At 36.3% G+C, this 14,496-nt stretch carries 17 protein-coding genes and 1 tRNA gene; 7 read left to right on the top strand and 11 right to left on the bottom strand.

Annotated features, from left to right (window positions below; translation table 11 throughout):
• Positions 1-172: 172 nt before the first annotated feature.
• Positions 173-553 carry a PEGA domain-containing protein gene (locus tag JNG87_RS09900; RefSeq protein WP_202843801.1) on the top strand — a complete coding sequence of 127 codons (381 nt, stop codon included), beginning with the start codon at positions 173-175 and terminating at the stop codon, positions 551-553.
• Positions 554-612: 59 nt separating this feature from the next.
• Here JNG87_RS09900 and JNG87_RS09895 read toward each other — a convergent pair whose 3' ends face one another.
• A complete protein-coding gene (locus JNG87_RS09895; RefSeq protein WP_202843800.1) occupies positions 613-1,356 on the bottom strand; it encodes a dienelactone hydrolase family protein in 744 nt (247 codons plus the stop codon).
• A gap of 202 nt (positions 1,357-1,558) precedes the next feature.
• Complete coding sequence (locus JNG87_RS09890; RefSeq protein ID WP_062670636.1) at positions 1,559-1,990, bottom strand: type I restriction enzyme HsdR N-terminal domain-containing protein; 432 nt, start codon at positions 1,988-1,990, stop codon at positions 1,559-1,561.
• Positions 1,991-1,997: 7 nt separating this feature from the next.
• Here JNG87_RS09890 and holA point away from each other — a divergent pair, with 7 nt between their 5' ends.
• The 3 genes from holA to JNG87_RS09875 all read left to right on the top strand — a co-directional run bounded on the left by holA (position 1,998) and on the right by JNG87_RS09875 (position 5,042).
• Positions 1,998-3,035 (top strand): DNA polymerase III subunit delta, encoded by a 1,038-nt coding sequence (gene holA, locus JNG87_RS09885; RefSeq protein WP_202843799.1) that lies wholly within the window; start codon positions 1,998-2,000, stop codon positions 3,033-3,035.
• A gap of 325 nt (positions 3,036-3,360) precedes the next feature.
• A complete protein-coding gene (gene trxB / locus JNG87_RS09880; protein WP_202843798.1) occupies positions 3,361-4,305 on the top strand; it encodes a thioredoxin-disulfide reductase in 945 nt (314 codons plus the stop codon).
• 524 nt (positions 4,306-4,829) lie between these two features.
• Positions 4,830-5,042 (top strand): glyceraldehyde-3-phosphate dehydrogenase, encoded by a 213-nt coding sequence (locus tag JNG87_RS09875; RefSeq protein WP_202843797.1) that lies wholly within the window; start codon positions 4,830-4,832, stop codon positions 5,040-5,042.
• Between the two features lie 69 nt (positions 5,043-5,111).
• Here JNG87_RS09875 and JNG87_RS09870 read toward each other — a convergent pair whose 3' ends face one another.
• On the bottom strand, positions 5,112-5,483 hold the full coding sequence (locus tag JNG87_RS09870) for a helix-turn-helix transcriptional regulator (protein ID WP_317193504.1): 372 nt from the start codon (positions 5,481-5,483) through the stop codon (positions 5,112-5,114).
• A gap of 283 nt (positions 5,484-5,766) precedes the next feature.
• Here JNG87_RS09870 and JNG87_RS09865 point away from each other — a divergent pair.
• A tRNA-Ser gene (locus JNG87_RS09865) sits at positions 5,767-5,851 on the top strand.
• A gap of 62 nt (positions 5,852-5,913) precedes the next feature.
• Here JNG87_RS09865 and JNG87_RS09860 read toward each other — a convergent pair.
• On the bottom strand, positions 5,914-6,894 hold the full coding sequence (locus JNG87_RS09860) for a sterol desaturase family protein (protein WP_202843794.1): 981 nt from the start codon (positions 6,892-6,894) through the stop codon (positions 5,914-5,916).
• An 11-nt stretch (positions 6,895-6,905) separates the two neighbouring features.
• Positions 6,906-7,478, bottom strand: a complete 573-nt coding sequence (locus tag JNG87_RS09855) for a lysoplasmalogenase (RefSeq protein WP_238349715.1) — start codon at positions 7,476-7,478, stop codon at positions 6,906-6,908.
• A gap of 569 nt (positions 7,479-8,047) precedes the next feature.
• Here JNG87_RS09855 and JNG87_RS09850 point away from each other — a divergent pair.
• Positions 8,048-8,500, top strand: coding sequence for an Hsp20/alpha crystallin family protein (locus JNG87_RS09850; protein ID WP_202843791.1), 453 nt, complete (start codon positions 8,048-8,050; stop codon positions 8,498-8,500).
• Positions 8,501-8,636: 136 nt separating this feature from the next.
• Here JNG87_RS09850 and JNG87_RS09845 read toward each other — a convergent pair whose 3' ends face one another.
• Positions 8,637-9,116: a PhzF family phenazine biosynthesis protein gene (locus JNG87_RS09845; protein WP_202843789.1), complete on the bottom strand. Its 480-nt coding sequence runs from the start codon at positions 9,114-9,116 to the stop codon at positions 8,637-8,639.
• A gap of 328 nt (positions 9,117-9,444) precedes the next feature.
• Between JNG87_RS09845 and JNG87_RS09840 the strand changes: the two genes are divergently transcribed.
• Positions 9,445-10,737 carry a hypothetical protein gene (locus JNG87_RS09840; protein WP_202843787.1) on the top strand — a complete coding sequence of 431 codons (1,293 nt, stop codon included), beginning with the start codon at positions 9,445-9,447 and terminating at the stop codon, positions 10,735-10,737.
• 55 nt (positions 10,738-10,792) lie between these two features.
• Here the strand turns inward: JNG87_RS09840 and arsB are convergent, their stop codons facing one another.
• The 5 genes from arsB to JNG87_RS09815 all read right to left on the bottom strand — a co-directional run bounded on the left by arsB (position 10,793) and on the right by JNG87_RS09815 (position 14,456).
• Positions 10,793-11,824 carry an ACR3 family arsenite efflux transporter gene (arsB, locus tag JNG87_RS09835; RefSeq protein ID WP_202843785.1) on the bottom strand — a complete coding sequence of 344 codons (1,032 nt, stop codon included), beginning with the start codon at positions 11,822-11,824 and terminating at the stop codon, positions 10,793-10,795.
• Positions 11,825-11,826: 2 nt separating this feature from the next.
• On the bottom strand, positions 11,827-12,438 hold the full coding sequence (locus JNG87_RS09830) for a low molecular weight phosphatase family protein (protein ID WP_202843783.1): 612 nt from the start codon (positions 12,436-12,438) through the stop codon (positions 11,827-11,829).
• Between the two features lie 12 nt (positions 12,439-12,450).
• Positions 12,451-12,924 (bottom strand): DUF6428 family protein, encoded by a 474-nt coding sequence (locus JNG87_RS09825; protein WP_110009676.1) that lies wholly within the window; start codon positions 12,922-12,924, stop codon positions 12,451-12,453.
• Between the two features lie 76 nt (positions 12,925-13,000).
• Entirely contained in the window at positions 13,001-13,330 is a 330-nt protein-coding gene (locus JNG87_RS09820) for an ArsR/SmtB family transcription factor (protein WP_110009677.1), read from the bottom strand.
• Between the two features lie 184 nt (positions 13,331-13,514).
• Positions 13,515-14,456: a 3',5'-cyclic-nucleotide phosphodiesterase gene (locus tag JNG87_RS09815; RefSeq protein ID WP_110009678.1), complete on the bottom strand. Its 942-nt coding sequence runs from the start codon at positions 14,454-14,456 to the stop codon at positions 13,515-13,517.
• Between the last annotated feature and the right edge of the window lie 40 nt (positions 14,457-14,496).

Below are 14,496 nucleotides of genomic sequence, written 5' to 3'. Positions count from 1 at the left end.
AAAAGACGATGCAATTGTATGGTATTGGGTCTTTTGAGATCAGATTTCAGGAAGCAGGTAATGAGAACATAGGTTAATACTATATTTTTTGAAATATTTGTTCTGATTGATAGTACTGATTTTTGAATTATTTTGTAAGTTCGCGGACTTAAAAAATGAACGACTAAGATCTATGAAAAACAAATTATCAATTGTGCTGTCCCTGAGTATTGCGCTTTCTACCACTTCATGTGCAACCATTTTTACAGGAACTCAGGATCCAATAGCTTTTACTTCAAACCCTGAAGGGGCAAAAGTATTTCACAAGGGAATTGAAAAATGTACAACACCTTGTACAACCAAAATTCCAAGAGGTTTGGGTAAGCAAATGGTTACATTTGAAAAAGAAGGATTTGAGAAGAAAGAAGTAAAACTGACAAAAACTTTTAATGCCGTAACTTTACTCAATATTATTCTTGGAGGAGCAATAGGAGTGGGAATTGATGCTGCAACAGGTTCTCTTACCAAATATTCTCCAAAAAAATATGATGTTGAGCTGGAGGCTCAACCATAATTGATTCAGGTAAAAAATAAAGGCAAATTCATTGATTCACGAATTTGCCTTTTTTATGTTTATTTCAAAATTTCTTTCAGGAACAGCAATGTGTGGTTCCATGCTCTTTTGGCCATTGCCGGATTATAATCCGGTGATTTCGGATCTGTGAAAGTATGTTTGGAATGGGCATACGTGATAATCTGCCAGTCGGCATTTCCTTCATTCATTTCTTTGATGAGGTTATTATAATCCTCAGGAGTTACACTTTTATCATCAGCCGGATTTTCAACAAGAATTTTGGCCGTCAAAGCTTCATTTTTTCTGCTCTGATCTCTGCCCAGACTTCCGTGGATGGAAACAACACCCGCTACAGGAAGATGACCTCTTGCGGATTCCAATGCTCCCGTACCTCCGAAACAGTAGCCGATTACCGCTACCTTATCAGAAATGGCTCCGTTTTTCTTCAGTTGTTCCAACGCCAGCGAAATTCTTTTCTGGTACTCCTGATAATTCTGTTTGTAATACCCTGAGCTTTTTGCAGCAGATTCGTTATCTGCAGGAATTTTCCCTTCACCGTAAATATCAGCAATAAAAGCAATATACCCTTGCTTTTCGAGTTCAATAGCGGCTGTTTTAGCTTCTTCGTCAATACCTTTCCAGGCTGGAAGAATCAGTACTCCGGGAAGTTTTTTTCCGGCATTGGAAGTGATGAGACCATTAAGTTTCTGGGAACCGTCCTGGTAGGAAACAGGTTTAAGTTTCTGACTGAAAAGATTTCCTGAAGCCATAATCATTGCAGTTAATAAGATGGAACGTATCATATTTTGTAATTTAATTTTAATACAGATTAGTACACTAATCCTTTTCACAAATACAACCAATAACAATTGTGCAATTCTCGTGTAAAAATTTGTGATATTAGTGTTGAAAAGAAATCTTATCGAAATTAATAAAAATAACTCAGAAAGAATATTAATAGAATATTATTTAATACTTTTCAGAAATTATCTGATGTTATAAGCCTTACTCAGGTTTGTAAAACTGGTATTGCTCATTTTCATAATAGGCATTAATGTGCTGCAAACCGTTTGTTAAAATAATTTCCCTGGCACCGATAATAGAATTGTATCGGGCAGTCTGTTCAAAAGTTTTTTCCGTTAATTTGATCTGCGGAGCTTTACATTCAATCAGAATTATGGGTTCGGTTTTTTCAGTAACCAGAAGGTCAATTCTTTTGGTAAGACCATTCAGGATAATCTTTTTTTCGGTAATCAGAGCCGATGTTGAGTAGGATTTTACAGTAAGATAATAATGTACCCAATGTTGTCTGACCCATTCCTCAGGAGTGAGCAGAAGATAAGTTTTGCGGACCAAATCATAAATAAAAAACTTATCTTTGTCTTTCTTGAATTTAAAATCAAAAGTTTCCTGAAAATTCAGTTTTGGAAGTTCCATTAATAAGATGAAAGAATTAGATTTAATCCTCAAAAATATTAAAAATAAAGAAGTTTTACCTATTTATTTTTTCCACGGAGAAGAAGCTTACTTTATTGATGTCGCTGTAAAGGCTCTTGAACATAACTTTTTGGAAGAAGATGAAAAAGCTTTCAACCAGACAGTTACTTATGGAAAAGATACTTCTTATCAGGAAGTTCTTTCCCTGGCAAGACAGTTTCCGATGATGGGAGACAAACAGGTGATTATTGTGAAAGAAGCTCAGGATTTACGATTCAATGAAGAGGAAAACAGAATTCTGGAAGCCTATGTAGAAAATCCCGTTCCTTCAACGGTATTGGTTTTTGCTCATAAACACAAGAAACTGGATAGCAGAAAAAAGGCTGCCAAAGCTTTAGATAAAGCCAAAGTTCTTTTCCTTAGCGAATCTGTAAAGGAAAGCAATCTGCCGAAATGGATTTCAGATGAGTGTGTAAAGCTTAAAATCAATACAGCTCCCAATATTTCCCATCTGCTGGCAGAATATCTGGGAAATGACCTGTCCAGAATTGCCAACGAGCTGAACAAGCTGAAGATGATCCTTAAAGAAGGTGAAATCCTTGACGGAACCATCGTTGAAAATCATATCGGGATCAGCAAAGAATATAATATTTTTGAGCTCCAGAAGGCTTTAGGAACTAAAAATGCCAATGCAGCCTTTAAGATTGCTCATTTTATGGGTAAAAACCCGAAGAATAATCCTTTTGTCATGATGCTGGCAAGCCTTTATAATTATTTTTCCAACGTTATTATTTATCAGACCATGGCAGGGCAGTCTCCACAGACGATTGCTTCGCAAATGGGAGTGAACCCTTATTTTATCAAAGACTATGCGGAAAGTGCCAGACTTTACCCTTTGAAACATGCTACAAGAGTGATTTCTATTCTCCGTGAATTCGATATGAAAGGTAAAGGGCTCGGAGCGGTAAATATGGGAGAAGCTGAGCTGATTCGGGAACTTGTGTATAAGATTATCAATGTAGATAAGATTAAGATGAAGGTGTGAGGCGAGTTGCGAGGTAGCGAGTCGCGTGATGCGAGGTAGCGTGTTGCGTGTTGCGTGATGCGTGTTGCGAGATAGTGAGATTCGGGATATGATGGGTAAAGGACATTAAAAAAGTTTTAAATTTTCTGCCAATCTAATTCCGTAACACAATAACCCGAACCCCGAATCCCGAACCCCGGACCCCGGAAATCACCCCACAACAGTTACCATCGAAATACAACATATCAGATATTGACAAGTATCATTAAAATAACTTTAAAAAGAAATTAAAAATTCCGAAATTAGCGGTCTAATTCAAATTAAATCTTTTCGAACAAAGCAAATTATGGAGCAAAACATTTTAGATTGTGTGATCGTTGGATCTGGGCCTTCTGGTTTCACAGCTGCTATCTACGCAGCAAGAGCAGACTTAAAACCTGAATTGTATACAGGTTTGGAGCCGGGCGGACAATTAACAACCACTACTGAAGTGGATAACTTCCCAGGGTATCCAGCCGGGATTACAGGTCCTGAAATGATGATGGATCTGCAAAAACAGGCAGAAAGATTTGATACCAAAGTTCATTACGAAATGATCACTAAAGCTGAATTCTCTAAGGAAACAGGCGGTGTTCACAAATTATATGCAGGAAACAAAGAGATCCTTGCCAGAACAGTTATTATCTCTACAGGAGCTACAGCAAAGTATTTAGGTCTTGAAGATGAGAAAAAATATGCAGGAGGCGGTGTATCAGCTTGTGCTACGTGTGATGGTTTCTTCTACAGAGGAAAAGACGTGGTGGTAGTAGGAGCGGGAGATACAGCTGCTGAAGAGGCTACTTACCTTGCCAAACTTTGTAAAAAAGTAACATTGTTGGTGAGAAAAGATGTTTTCAGAGCGTCAAAGGCAATGGTTCACAGAGTGGAAAATACGCCGAATATCGAAGTGAAATTCCACCATGAATTAATCGGGATTGAAGGAGAAAACAGCCTTGTAGAAAGAGCGGTAATCATCAACAATCAGACTCAGGAGAAATCTACAGTAGATGTTGAAGGAATCTTTATTGCCATTGGTCACAAACCGAATACAGATATCTTTGTGGGTCAGGTAGATCTTGATGAAAACGGATATATTGTGACTGAAAAAGGGTCTTCAAGAACCAATCTTCCGGGTGTATTTGCTGCCGGAGATGTTCAGGATCATATCTACAGACAGGCTATTACAGCTGCGGGAAGCGGATGTATGGCGGCAATGGATGCAGAAAAATATTTAGCTGAATTACACGGATAGTATTCAGTGTATACAATACAAAGCGTACCCGAAGGGTGCGCTTTTTTGTTCCTATATACCTGAGCTTTGTTGGGTAATCGCAATGTCGCAAAGTTTTTTTTCACTTTATGTATGATTTTAAGGTGTAAGAACATTTCGACTTCGCTCAATATGAGATTTTCAGTAAAGAATATACGTTATCAATTTTATCGGAGATAAAATCTCTGCACCTTATAACAGTCTTTTTTTAATATTACTTGCGCCTTTGCACTTACAACATTTAACATCTCTCCATACCCAATATTCGCTAAGAAATTAGATAAATAGCTTTATTTTCCAGAAATATTTCCAAAATCCTCATGACCACATATATAACAACTGAAGACGTACACATTCCCCTCCTGTGGAGGGGTGGCAAAAATTCAAAGAATTTTTGACGGGGTGGTTAAAACTATACAATTGAGTAAAAGTGATAGTTAAGTTATTATGATCATCTTGTTTTGCGTAAAGTAAAATCCCTAAATTAGCCCGTAATCAAAAACAAAATGGAAACAAAAATCATAAAAGTTACACACGTTACCGGAACTTACATCATTGAAGTTACCAATGGAGCCCTTAATGACATGAAAACCCAGCTGGACAAATGCCTTAATGATGAACAGGGCGCAATTGTAGTAAAGGGAGAAGATGGAGATCAGTTTGTATATCCGTCTGATTTTTTAAAAAACAGTTTTATTTCCATTGTTGATCGGGAATAGGTAGCTTTTACAGGTATAAAATAAAAACGGCTTCCATTGGAAGCCGTTTTGTTCTTTATGTGGTGGTGATTATCCCTTTTTTAGTTTTTCATTTTCTTTTTTTAAAGCTTTAATCTGCTCTTTCAGAAGATTAATGTATTCCTGTTGGTTTTCTAATAAGTAATTGGGAACATTACAATTATAAATACCAGACTGGTGAAAAGAACTAGTGTCATTAAATGTTATGTTTTCATTTTTCTGTACAACATTCGGTTCTTTCTCTTCTTTAATATCTTCTACAGAAACCTCCAAAGCTTTAGCCAGTTTCTCCCATTCGTCATCAAATATTCTGACATCTCCATTTTCTTTTCTGCTGTAGTTGGAGACATCGGTGGCAAGAAGATCAGCAATCTGCTGCTGAGTATAGCCTTTCTGCTTTCTTAAAGTTCTTAGTTTTTCCATTGTCATAGGATACCTGTGTTTTTACAAATGTAGTGAAAAATATGTGTGTTTGTAAATATAGCTGTAAGTTTTGTCATACAAAAGCCTTTCTATGATGGGATTCCCCAAAACATGGGTGTTTTAGATTTTTATATTGAAACTTTAGCGAAAGAGTGAAAAATAATTCCCCTGATTCCTAGTCTATTATTAAGTTTTGTTAAAATTTGTGGGGGAAAAGTTTTGCAGAAATTAAAAATCGTTCTATATTTGCACCACTGAAAACAACGGTATAGCCGGAGTTTAGGGAGAGTTGGCAGAGTGGTCGATTGCGGCAGTCTTGAAAACTGTTGACTGTAACAGGTCCGGGGGTTCGAATCCCTCACTCTCCGCTTAGGGGACGTTTATTTATTAACGTCTCCTTTTTTTATGTCCTAAATGGCTTGATTTCCGGTCAATTCATCTTTTCTTCTAATTCCCGCTTCAAAGTAGAAATCCGCTCATCTTTATCGTTATGATGCCAGCCCGGAGCATTGAATATATACCCCAGTTTCGCTTTCCATGTCGGTGCATTCCGGACATCCTTTATCATATTTCCAAACTCATCAAAGACGATATGAAAAACATTATAAGTATGAATGTTATGATAGATTCCGTAATCCGTCGTTTTCTTTTCTTCCGCTTTGTACGTGCCGAAAAGATGATCCCAAATCATCAAAATACCCCCATAATTATTATCTAAATCCTCAATTTTTCGGGAATGATGTACCCGATGGTTGGATGGAGAATTGAATACCTTATCGAACCACCCTAATTTTCCAATAGCATTGGTATGCGGCCAAAATTGAAAAATCAGGTTAAATTGATGCATCATAGCCATCATAATAGGATGAAAACCAATAATGATAAAAGGGATATACCAAATGTCCCGATATATAATTTCAAACCATCCCTGACGCAATGCAATAGCAAGACTCAAATGAGTAGCCGAATGATGATTGACATGACCTGTCCAGAACAATCTGATTTTATGACTCAACCGATGATGCCAGTAAAAGCCAAAGTCCTGAACAATCATAACCAATAACCAAAGCCACCAGTGATCTGCATGCCATTGTAAAGTGAAGAATTTATTGAAATCTTTGATCCCGAAAATATCAGTAAGCCTAAAATGATTGTAAATCCAAAAAAAGTAGGATAATGAAATAGCTTTCATCCCAAAGTCTAACATTACTGCCCCTATCCCCAATCCGATACTCGATACATTATCTTTGATGAGTCTTTTGGTGAATACTTTTTGAGGAATCTGATACAAAAATATTTCCCCTACTATCAACAAGATAAACACAGGAATAAAATAAGTAACAGGATCAGTAAAATCCAATGGATAGAATAGGGCAATACTATGAAAAAACCGGTTATCTTTTCTTTTCATAAGTCTTGATTTTATCGGATAATTCTGTTCTTTTTTTCAATACCAACCACTCCCAACACCAAAATCAATTGGGCTAAAACATAAGTAATCATCACAACAAGTTCTTTCCCAATACTACGCTGTACAAACATATTAATGGCTAATACGGAATCTGATATTACAAACAAAACAGCTCCCAGGATTAATAATAAAGAATAAGTTCTGATACTAAAATACAGCATCGTAGCAATGGTAATTCCATAAATCACCACGGGTATTTTCATTTCGTTTAAATAAGGAAATATATAGTAAATAAATGAGCCTAAATAAAGCAAAACAAAGGGAAGCCAAATCCAGACATTTTTCTTTTTAATCCTTAAAAAATAAACGATGTAACAAATATGAGCCAACAAAAAGCTTCCCAAACCGGGCATAAATCCCCATCCAAATAACAAAAACACATCACCCAAAAAGCTCAGAATTAATCCAGATAAAAACCATTTGTTGATCAGACATACGTTTTGCTTAGAATAAGTAAAATAAAACCAGATAATAATAGGTAACAACAGTGGCTTGGTAAAAAACCGCCAGGAACTATGATCCATAGCAATAAATACTAAATCAAATGCAAAAACAATGGACAGAAGAACTAATAACAATTTGATATTGAAAGATTTTATCATGGTATTATTTTATTGCAATTCTTTAATTATCTTTTTCTTGTTACAATATGGATATATCTCAGGTTTGTACCAAGTTATTCTATATGTGACACTTATCTAATATTGTTAAATTACAAATAAAATGAAGATAAAGTACTTTTGAAATATAAAAATACAATGCATCACACTTTAGTTTATTTTATATTTTAGAAATAGACTATTATTAGAAATATTATTTAAGTTTATGCAGTTTAATCATATCTTTTCCAAAGTAATTTTCGAATTTTTTGAAAAAATTCTTCCTCTTTGAACTTTAGGGTTGCATGACTACTATTAAAAGTGGTGAATGTTCTCAGGATCAGTGTTTTGTGTCAGAAATTCTGAAAAAATGACAGAAAACCGGAAAAAATTTCATTCGTACTCAAATGGTATTTTTTTTGTAAATTTTTATGTACAGCTGGCCAGCTGACGTGTTTTTTAATGATTGTTAAACTTAATTAAAAATGATTGCTATGAATAATCTAATAAGAAGAAACGGAAACAGCAACTTGGGCTTTTCAAGTGTCTTTGATGATTTTTTTGGTCGTGAACTTTTTAACTGGGGCAATAACAATTACTCATCTACCAGTACAACCGTACCATCGGTCAATATAAAGGAGAACGGAGAAGCTTATGAAGTTCAGGTTGCAGCACCAGGTATGGATAAAAATGATTTTCAGATCAGGCTGGATGGTAACCTGCTTACTATTTCATCAACGAAGGAAGATCGTAAAGAGACAAAAGATGAAAACTTCACACGAAGAGAATTCAGTTACCAATCTTTCCAGAGAAGTTTTGAGCTTCCAAAAGATGTTGTGGATCAGGATAATATTAATGCAAAATATGAAAATGGCCTTTTAATGTTAACCATCCCGAAAAAAGAAGATGCGAAGCAGAAACCACCAAGAATGATTGAAATATCATAGAAATAATTACAAAATTGGCTACCAAAAGAGTAGCCAATTTTTTTTATAATTTTTGAAAATGCAGATCAACTTAAATCTTTGAATCGAATGATTCAAGGTTTTTATTATTAATATTGCAGTATTGTATTCTCTTCTCTTACTCTACCCGGAAATGTCCGACAGAATATGTTTGGGCTTTCCCCGCCACAATGACCCTTTCTTTTTTGTTCTCACAATAGAGCTGTCCGCCTCTTTCAGAGATTTGACGGGCAAAAAGCTGATCTTTTCCTAACCTTGATGACCAGAAGGGAATAAGTGAACAGTGTGCAGAGCCGGTAACCGGATCTTCAAGAATGGAGGACTGCGGGGTAAAATACCTTGAAACAAAATCACTGTCGGTACCTTCCGATGTTACAATAACACCACCCGGATCAAGATTAATTTCAGGGGTAAACCATCTCAGGTGAATGCTATCACCGTTATCAATGAAAAAGGCGGTTTCTGCCACTGCATTTTCACGGGCTATTTTTAAAAGGATTTCATCGGGTAACCAGTTTTTTAATGGCACAACACATGCCGGATTTCCATGGAAAACAGATTCTGTAAAAGCATCTATCTGATATAATTCTAACTTCATTATTAATAAAAATTTCGTTCCCTATAAAGATAATCTATTTCTGAGATAAAGTCCTTATTTGTCTATAATTCCATACAACATTTAATGGTCTCTGATTTATTTTCTTATACAGATAAATATTTATTCCTTCGTTCTCCGGTTTGTAATAATTTTTCCACAACCGGATGGCCATTTTCTTACAGATGTTTTTTGGGGCTGTAATTGTTCTTGATTGCTATAATTCATTATATTAGCTTTCTAAAGTATTTAATTTGCATTTATCATGTGCGTACTATTGTAGATGCAGCCATCTATTTTAGAGAAAAACTTAACCATAAAGAATTTAACCATGAAGCAGACTGTTGCTACAGCTTTCTTTTTCTTGTTTGTATTAGGTGTAAAAGCACAAACGCAATCTACTTCCCCTGATACAGTTTCTATTTTTTTCGATGAGTTAAAAACAGCTTCAAAGAAGAATATCGGACTTTGGAACAAAGATTTATATGGTCCTATGATTTTAATTGATCCGAAAACCAGGGAGCTTTTTGCCAATGAGCCGGATTTGGAGGGCATTCTGAAAGGTAACGGTACTACTTATTCTGGAATTTTACCTGCTGCTGTCAATATTGCCAATACCGCGGTCAATTGGGGTGGAAAAAGATGGGCAATGGCTATGCTCCCCCTTTCTGAAAATAAAGAAAACAGGATTAATCTTTTGGCTCATGAATCTTTTCATAGCATTCAGCCTTCATTGGGATTTACGCTTAACAATGCGGAAAATAATCATCTGGATCAGAAGAAGGGCAGGATTTACCTGCGTCTCGAATTGGAAGCGCTAAAGCAGGCAATCCGCTCAAATTCAGAAAAAGAAATGAAGCAGCATCTCACCAGTGCCTTTACTTTTAGGAAATACAGGAATACACTTTACAAAGGTTCTGAAACAACAGAAAATCTGCTGGAACTGAATGAAGGAATTGCTGAGTTTACGGGGCTCATTGTGAGCGGCAGAAATAAAGAGCAGGCAAGGTCTTCTCTTTTGAATGGTATTGATGGTTTTATGAAAAATCCCACATTTGTACGTTCATTTGCTTATTATACAACACCTGTTTATGGATATTTGCTGTATCAAAAAGATCCGGACTGGAATAAAAAAATTGATGCAAAAACTAACTTGACCAGCTATTTCAGTAAAGCACTCGATATAAGAATTCAGGCTGACCTGCAAAAAGAAGTTAAGAAACGATCTGATCATTATAACGGACAATCAATTATAAAGGAGGAAACCGAAAGAGAAGAACAAACTAAGAGGCTTATTGCTGAATACAAGCTGAAATTCATTCAACAGCCTCATTTTGAAATCAAATTTGAAAAAATGAATGTTTCCTTTGATCCGAGAAATATTATGCCTGTAGAAGATCTAGGGACAGTATATCCCAATATCCGGATTACTGATTTGTGGGGTATTCTGACAATTGAAGACGGAGCATTAATGAGTCCAAACTGGGATAAAATTTCAATATCCAATCCAGTGAAAACTGAAAATAGAAAAGTGTCAGGTGACGGATGGACTCTTGAACTGAAGCATGGTTATACAATCACTAAAGATGAAGGCAGTGGAAATTATAAATTGAGTAAGAACTGATATCCATAAAAAAAGCATCACTGTTTCGGCGATGCTTCTTGTTTTGGTAATGAAATTAATGATACCATTTCTTTTTCATAAATAAACTGGCTTTTACGAGAAGTATTAATACTGGAACCTCTACCAATGGACCAATCACCCCTACAAATGCCTGAGGCGAATGAATACCAAAGACTGAGATGGCCACAGCAATAGCCAGTTCAAAATTATTTCCGGTAGCAGTAAAGGCTATGGATGCATTTTTATCATAAGGAATTTTTAATGTTTTATTGATGATAAAACTTACAAAAAACATCAGAACAAAATAGATTACCAAGGGGACTGCTACCTTAATGACATCCATTGGCAATTCCAGTATTTTAGAGCCTTTCAAACTAAACATGAGTACGATGGTAAATAACAGAGCGTACAATGTCACAGGAGAAATTTTAGGTGCAAATTTTCTGTTGTACCACTCAGCACCTTTTGATTTGATCAGGACATATCGGGTAAGAAAACCTGCAAGAAAAGGAATTCCAAGGTAGATCAATACACTTTCTGTGATATCCTGCATAGAAACACTCACATTAAAGCTTGCAAGACCTAACTGATCGGGAAGGACATTGATAAACAGCCATACCAGGAAGCTATAGGTGAATACCTGAAAGATACTGTTTAAAGCAACCAGCAATGCCGCATATTCTCTGTTTCCTTTAGCGAGGTCATTCCAGACAATCACCATAGCAATACATCTGGCCAGTCCAATGAGGATTAATCCGGACATATAATCAGGTTCATGTCTTAAAAAAAGAATAGCGAGAACAAACATCAGAACCGGACCAATAATCCAGTTGAGCAATAAAGAAATGCCGATTACTTTTTTATCCCTGAAAGCCAAGGGCAGGAGAGTATAATCAACCTTTGCCAGTGGCGGATACATCATCAGAATGAGACCGATGGCCAGAGGAATATTAGTGGTTCCAAGAGACTGTGAATTGATAATATCAGGTATAGCCGGGAAAAAATGCCCCAAAGCAATCCCTGTCCCCATAGCCAGAAAGATCCATAAGGTAAGATAACGGTCTAAGAATTTTAGTCTGGGCTGCATGATTATTTTTTGATTTTAGAAAAAACATACAACATTTCTTCTGCAATTTGTAAGCTTCTTTTAGTATATATTGCTGACTGTTCCGGTGTATTATCTGAAATCTTTGGATCTTCAAAGGTGATCGGAATTCTTTTTTCCGCACCAGGGATAAAAGGACATCCGTCATCTGCCTGCGAACAGGTCATAATTGCTGCAAAATCAGATACAGGATTGAACGGACTGTCATATTTTTTTGAAAAACCAATTACCGGAAGACTGTTGTCATCATATTTTACAGCATATACAGAATTGGTGGTCTCAGCAATGCTGAAAACCGAAAAGCCTTGTTTCGCCAGGACTTCCGCGACTTTAGGAAATAATGCCGTTGTTTCCGTGCCTCCGGAATAGCAGTGAACTTCCGGAATGGCAAACAAAGAAGCCGCTGTCTGTGCCCAAACTTGTGCCAGATGGCTCCGGCGTGAATTGTGGGTACAGATAAAATTCAGGTTGATTTCTTTGCGGTCATCCACCTTTTGCTGGATAAAACTGATCAAAGGCTCCAGAACTTCTTTTCTGTCGGCATCTATACTTTCCCATTTCAGAGATTGAATCGTGTTTAATAATTCCTGATACATAATTAATAAAAATTAACAGCAGCCGGATCCCGGAGTGCAGGCCGATGTTGGGGTTACAGATAGTTCAGACAGATTTTTCTTTTGTTTTTCGGAAGGAATTCCGCAGGCGTCCTGAGCAAGACATGCTGTTGTTTTGCTTTTCAGTACGAAGTTTTTTCCGTTAAATTCAAGGTCATATTTACCAATGGTTTCTCCCTGATATTCAACTTCAATTTCCGAGTCTTCTATTCCAAGCTTTTCTTCGGAAAGCTGAATGATATGAAGTAACTTTCCAGGTTTTAGACGATGTTCGTAATCATCAGCATCCCAAAGTTGAAAATTAACCACTTTTTCATTTCTGATGACCCCGCCGCAGTCGATGAAATTTTTTGTGATCTGACCCACTTCTGTTACGTGGAAATGTTCTGGAACAAAATTTCCGTTTTCTAATTGAAATTCAACATTTTCCAATGCAGGAAGAATTTCTTTGATTTCTGATAGTCTCATAGTAGATTAAAATTTAGTGTTATAATTTTGTAATGACATATTGCAATATTACGATGTTTGTGTTCAAAAAAATGCCTTAACAGCATTGTTTTATAGTAACATCCTGATTAAAAAACAGGTTGAATTCATTCTGAAACTGTTTCCATGTACTTTCATTAATGCAGTAACATACAGACTTTCCTTCAATGGAACCTTTGATGATTCCTATATTCTTAAGCTCTTTTAAATGCTGCGAAATAGTGGCCTGTGCCAATCCTAGTTCTTCAACAAGATCATTACAGATACACGCTTTTTGATTAATGATGTACTGTAAAATAGCGATTCTTGCCGGATGTCCCAAAACTTTAAGCAGAGAAGCCAGCTTATTTTGTTCTTCAGTATAAAAGTCTGTTTTAGTAACTCCCATTGTTGTAATTTTATATTGCAATATTACGATGATAAATTAATATAACCATGAAAAAACTTATTAATTTCAGATAAATAAAATTAAATTATTGAATTTCAGTATATTAAAATTGTTTTGTTATGAATGATACAGTTGTAAATCAAAAAAGATGAAGCCTGTTTCCGCTTCATCTTTTAATTTATTGTTAGGGTAAACTAATCTTTTTACCCTGTTCCGGGAAGATATACCTCACTTTTAGAGGATTGTTCTCTAATAATTCCTTTTTGATCAATTCTGGATTATCACCTGTCGGCTTTCTATGAGTAACCACAATATTAAGGCCTTCAAGGCTGCTTTGTCCGGTCTTTTCTTTAAGTTTACTCAATTCCTCAGTCAGCAGATTAGGAGTAAGGTGTCCGAACAGCAGATGTTCCGGCTGGCTGTTAGGGAAGGAAACTTCAATTAATATCGTATTGAGCTGTTTTTTCTTAACAAGTGGAGCTGCTTCGTTCCAAAGTTGATCCAGGCGGTCAGATTTTTCTATACGATCAGCGCCCGTATCTCCAAGATAAAGCAGATAGTGATCATCTCTTCTTACCAAGGCTGCACTGCTCTTATAAGGATTTACATGGCTTAGTTCATAGCCGGTTATAAAAAAGGGGGTTTTTGGGGCGGGAATTTCACTTCCTTCCTGCAGTTCATTATAATGGTATTTTCCAAGGATAGGTTTTTGCCCCTGATCAGCAAAATTGATCCAGGTATCCGTGATAAAGTAGTGATTCTGAAGAATCTGAATCACAGGAGCTATCGCAAAAATATCTTTCTTCGAATCAGCCGGAGAATTGATGATGAGCCCTGATAAATGATCCAGGTGGCCATGAGATACAAAATATCCTTTGATCTGATCCTTCAAAACTGTTTCTGTAGTTCCTTCAAGGCTTTTCATTTCGATTGCTTTCCGGATTCCGGCATTTACCGTACCGGCATCAAGGCAGAGAAATGCATTGTCTTTCGGAGCGCCTACCAGATAGGCTGATAAATTGTCTTCCTGCTCACCACCATATATTCCTAAGGGAATTACATCAAAATTCTGTGCCTGGCAAACCATATTCAGAAGAACCAATAAAGAAAGTGCTGTTTTTTTCATAATACGTATAATAGAAAACCATCTTTTTCGGGATGGACAG

Source organism: Chryseobacterium cucumeris (assembly GCF_016775705.1).
Taxonomy (GTDB): Bacteria; Bacteroidota; Bacteroidia; order Flavobacteriales; family Weeksellaceae; genus Chryseobacterium; species Chryseobacterium cupriresistens.
This window is presented reverse-complemented; position numbering and strand designations above follow the sequence as displayed.

What these genes read in the sequence shown, in the direction of transcription:
- JNG87_RS09900 (WP_202843801.1), top strand. Translation starts at nt 173, where the DNA reads ATGAAAAACAAATTATCAATTGTGCTGTCCCTGAGTATTGCGCTTTCT.
- JNG87_RS09895 (WP_202843800.1), bottom strand. Translation starts at nt 1,356, where the DNA reads ATGATACGTTCCATCTTATTAACTGCAATGATTATGGCTTCAGGAAAT.
- JNG87_RS09890 (WP_062670636.1), bottom strand. Translation starts at nt 1,990, where the DNA reads ATGGAACTTCCAAAACTGAATTTTCAGGAAACTTTTGATTTTAAATTC.
- holA (WP_202843799.1), top strand. Translation starts at nt 1,998, where the DNA reads ATGAAAGAATTAGATTTAATCCTCAAAAATATTAAAAATAAAGAAGTT.
- trxB (WP_202843798.1), top strand. Translation starts at nt 3,361, where the DNA reads ATGGAGCAAAACATTTTAGATTGTGTGATCGTTGGATCTGGGCCTTCT.
- JNG87_RS09875 (WP_202843797.1), top strand. Translation starts at nt 4,830, where the DNA reads ATGGAAACAAAAATCATAAAAGTTACACACGTTACCGGAACTTACATC.
- JNG87_RS09870 (WP_317193504.1), bottom strand. Translation starts at nt 5,483, where the DNA reads ATGGAAAAACTAAGAACTTTAAGAAAGCAGAAAGGCTATACTCAGCAG.
- JNG87_RS09860 (WP_202843794.1), bottom strand. Translation starts at nt 6,894, where the DNA reads ATGAAAAGAAAAGATAACCGGTTTTTTCATAGTATTGCCCTATTCTAT.
- JNG87_RS09855 (WP_238349715.1), bottom strand. Translation starts at nt 7,478, where the DNA reads ATGGATCATAGTTCCTGGCGGTTTTTTACCAAGCCACTGTTGTTACCT.
- JNG87_RS09850 (WP_202843791.1), top strand. Translation starts at nt 8,048, where the DNA reads ATGAATAATCTAATAAGAAGAAACGGAAACAGCAACTTGGGCTTTTCA.
- JNG87_RS09845 (WP_202843789.1), bottom strand. Translation starts at nt 9,116, where the DNA reads ATGAAGTTAGAATTATATCAGATAGATGCTTTTACAGAATCTGTTTTC.
- JNG87_RS09840 (WP_202843787.1), top strand. Translation starts at nt 9,445, where the DNA reads ATGAAGCAGACTGTTGCTACAGCTTTCTTTTTCTTGTTTGTATTAGGT.
- arsB (WP_202843785.1), bottom strand. Translation starts at nt 11,824, where the DNA reads ATGCAGCCCAGACTAAAATTCTTAGACCGTTATCTTACCTTATGGATC.
- JNG87_RS09830 (WP_202843783.1), bottom strand. Translation starts at nt 12,438, where the DNA reads ATGTATCAGGAATTATTAAACACGATTCAATCTCTGAAATGGGAAAGT.
- JNG87_RS09825 (WP_110009676.1), bottom strand. Translation starts at nt 12,924, where the DNA reads ATGAGACTATCAGAAATCAAAGAAATTCTTCCTGCATTGGAAAATGTT.
- JNG87_RS09820 (WP_110009677.1), bottom strand. Translation starts at nt 13,330, where the DNA reads ATGGGAGTTACTAAAACAGACTTTTATACTGAAGAACAAAATAAGCTG.
- JNG87_RS09815 (WP_110009678.1), bottom strand. Translation starts at nt 14,456, where the DNA reads ATGAAAAAAACAGCACTTTCTTTATTGGTTCTTCTGAATATGGTTTGC.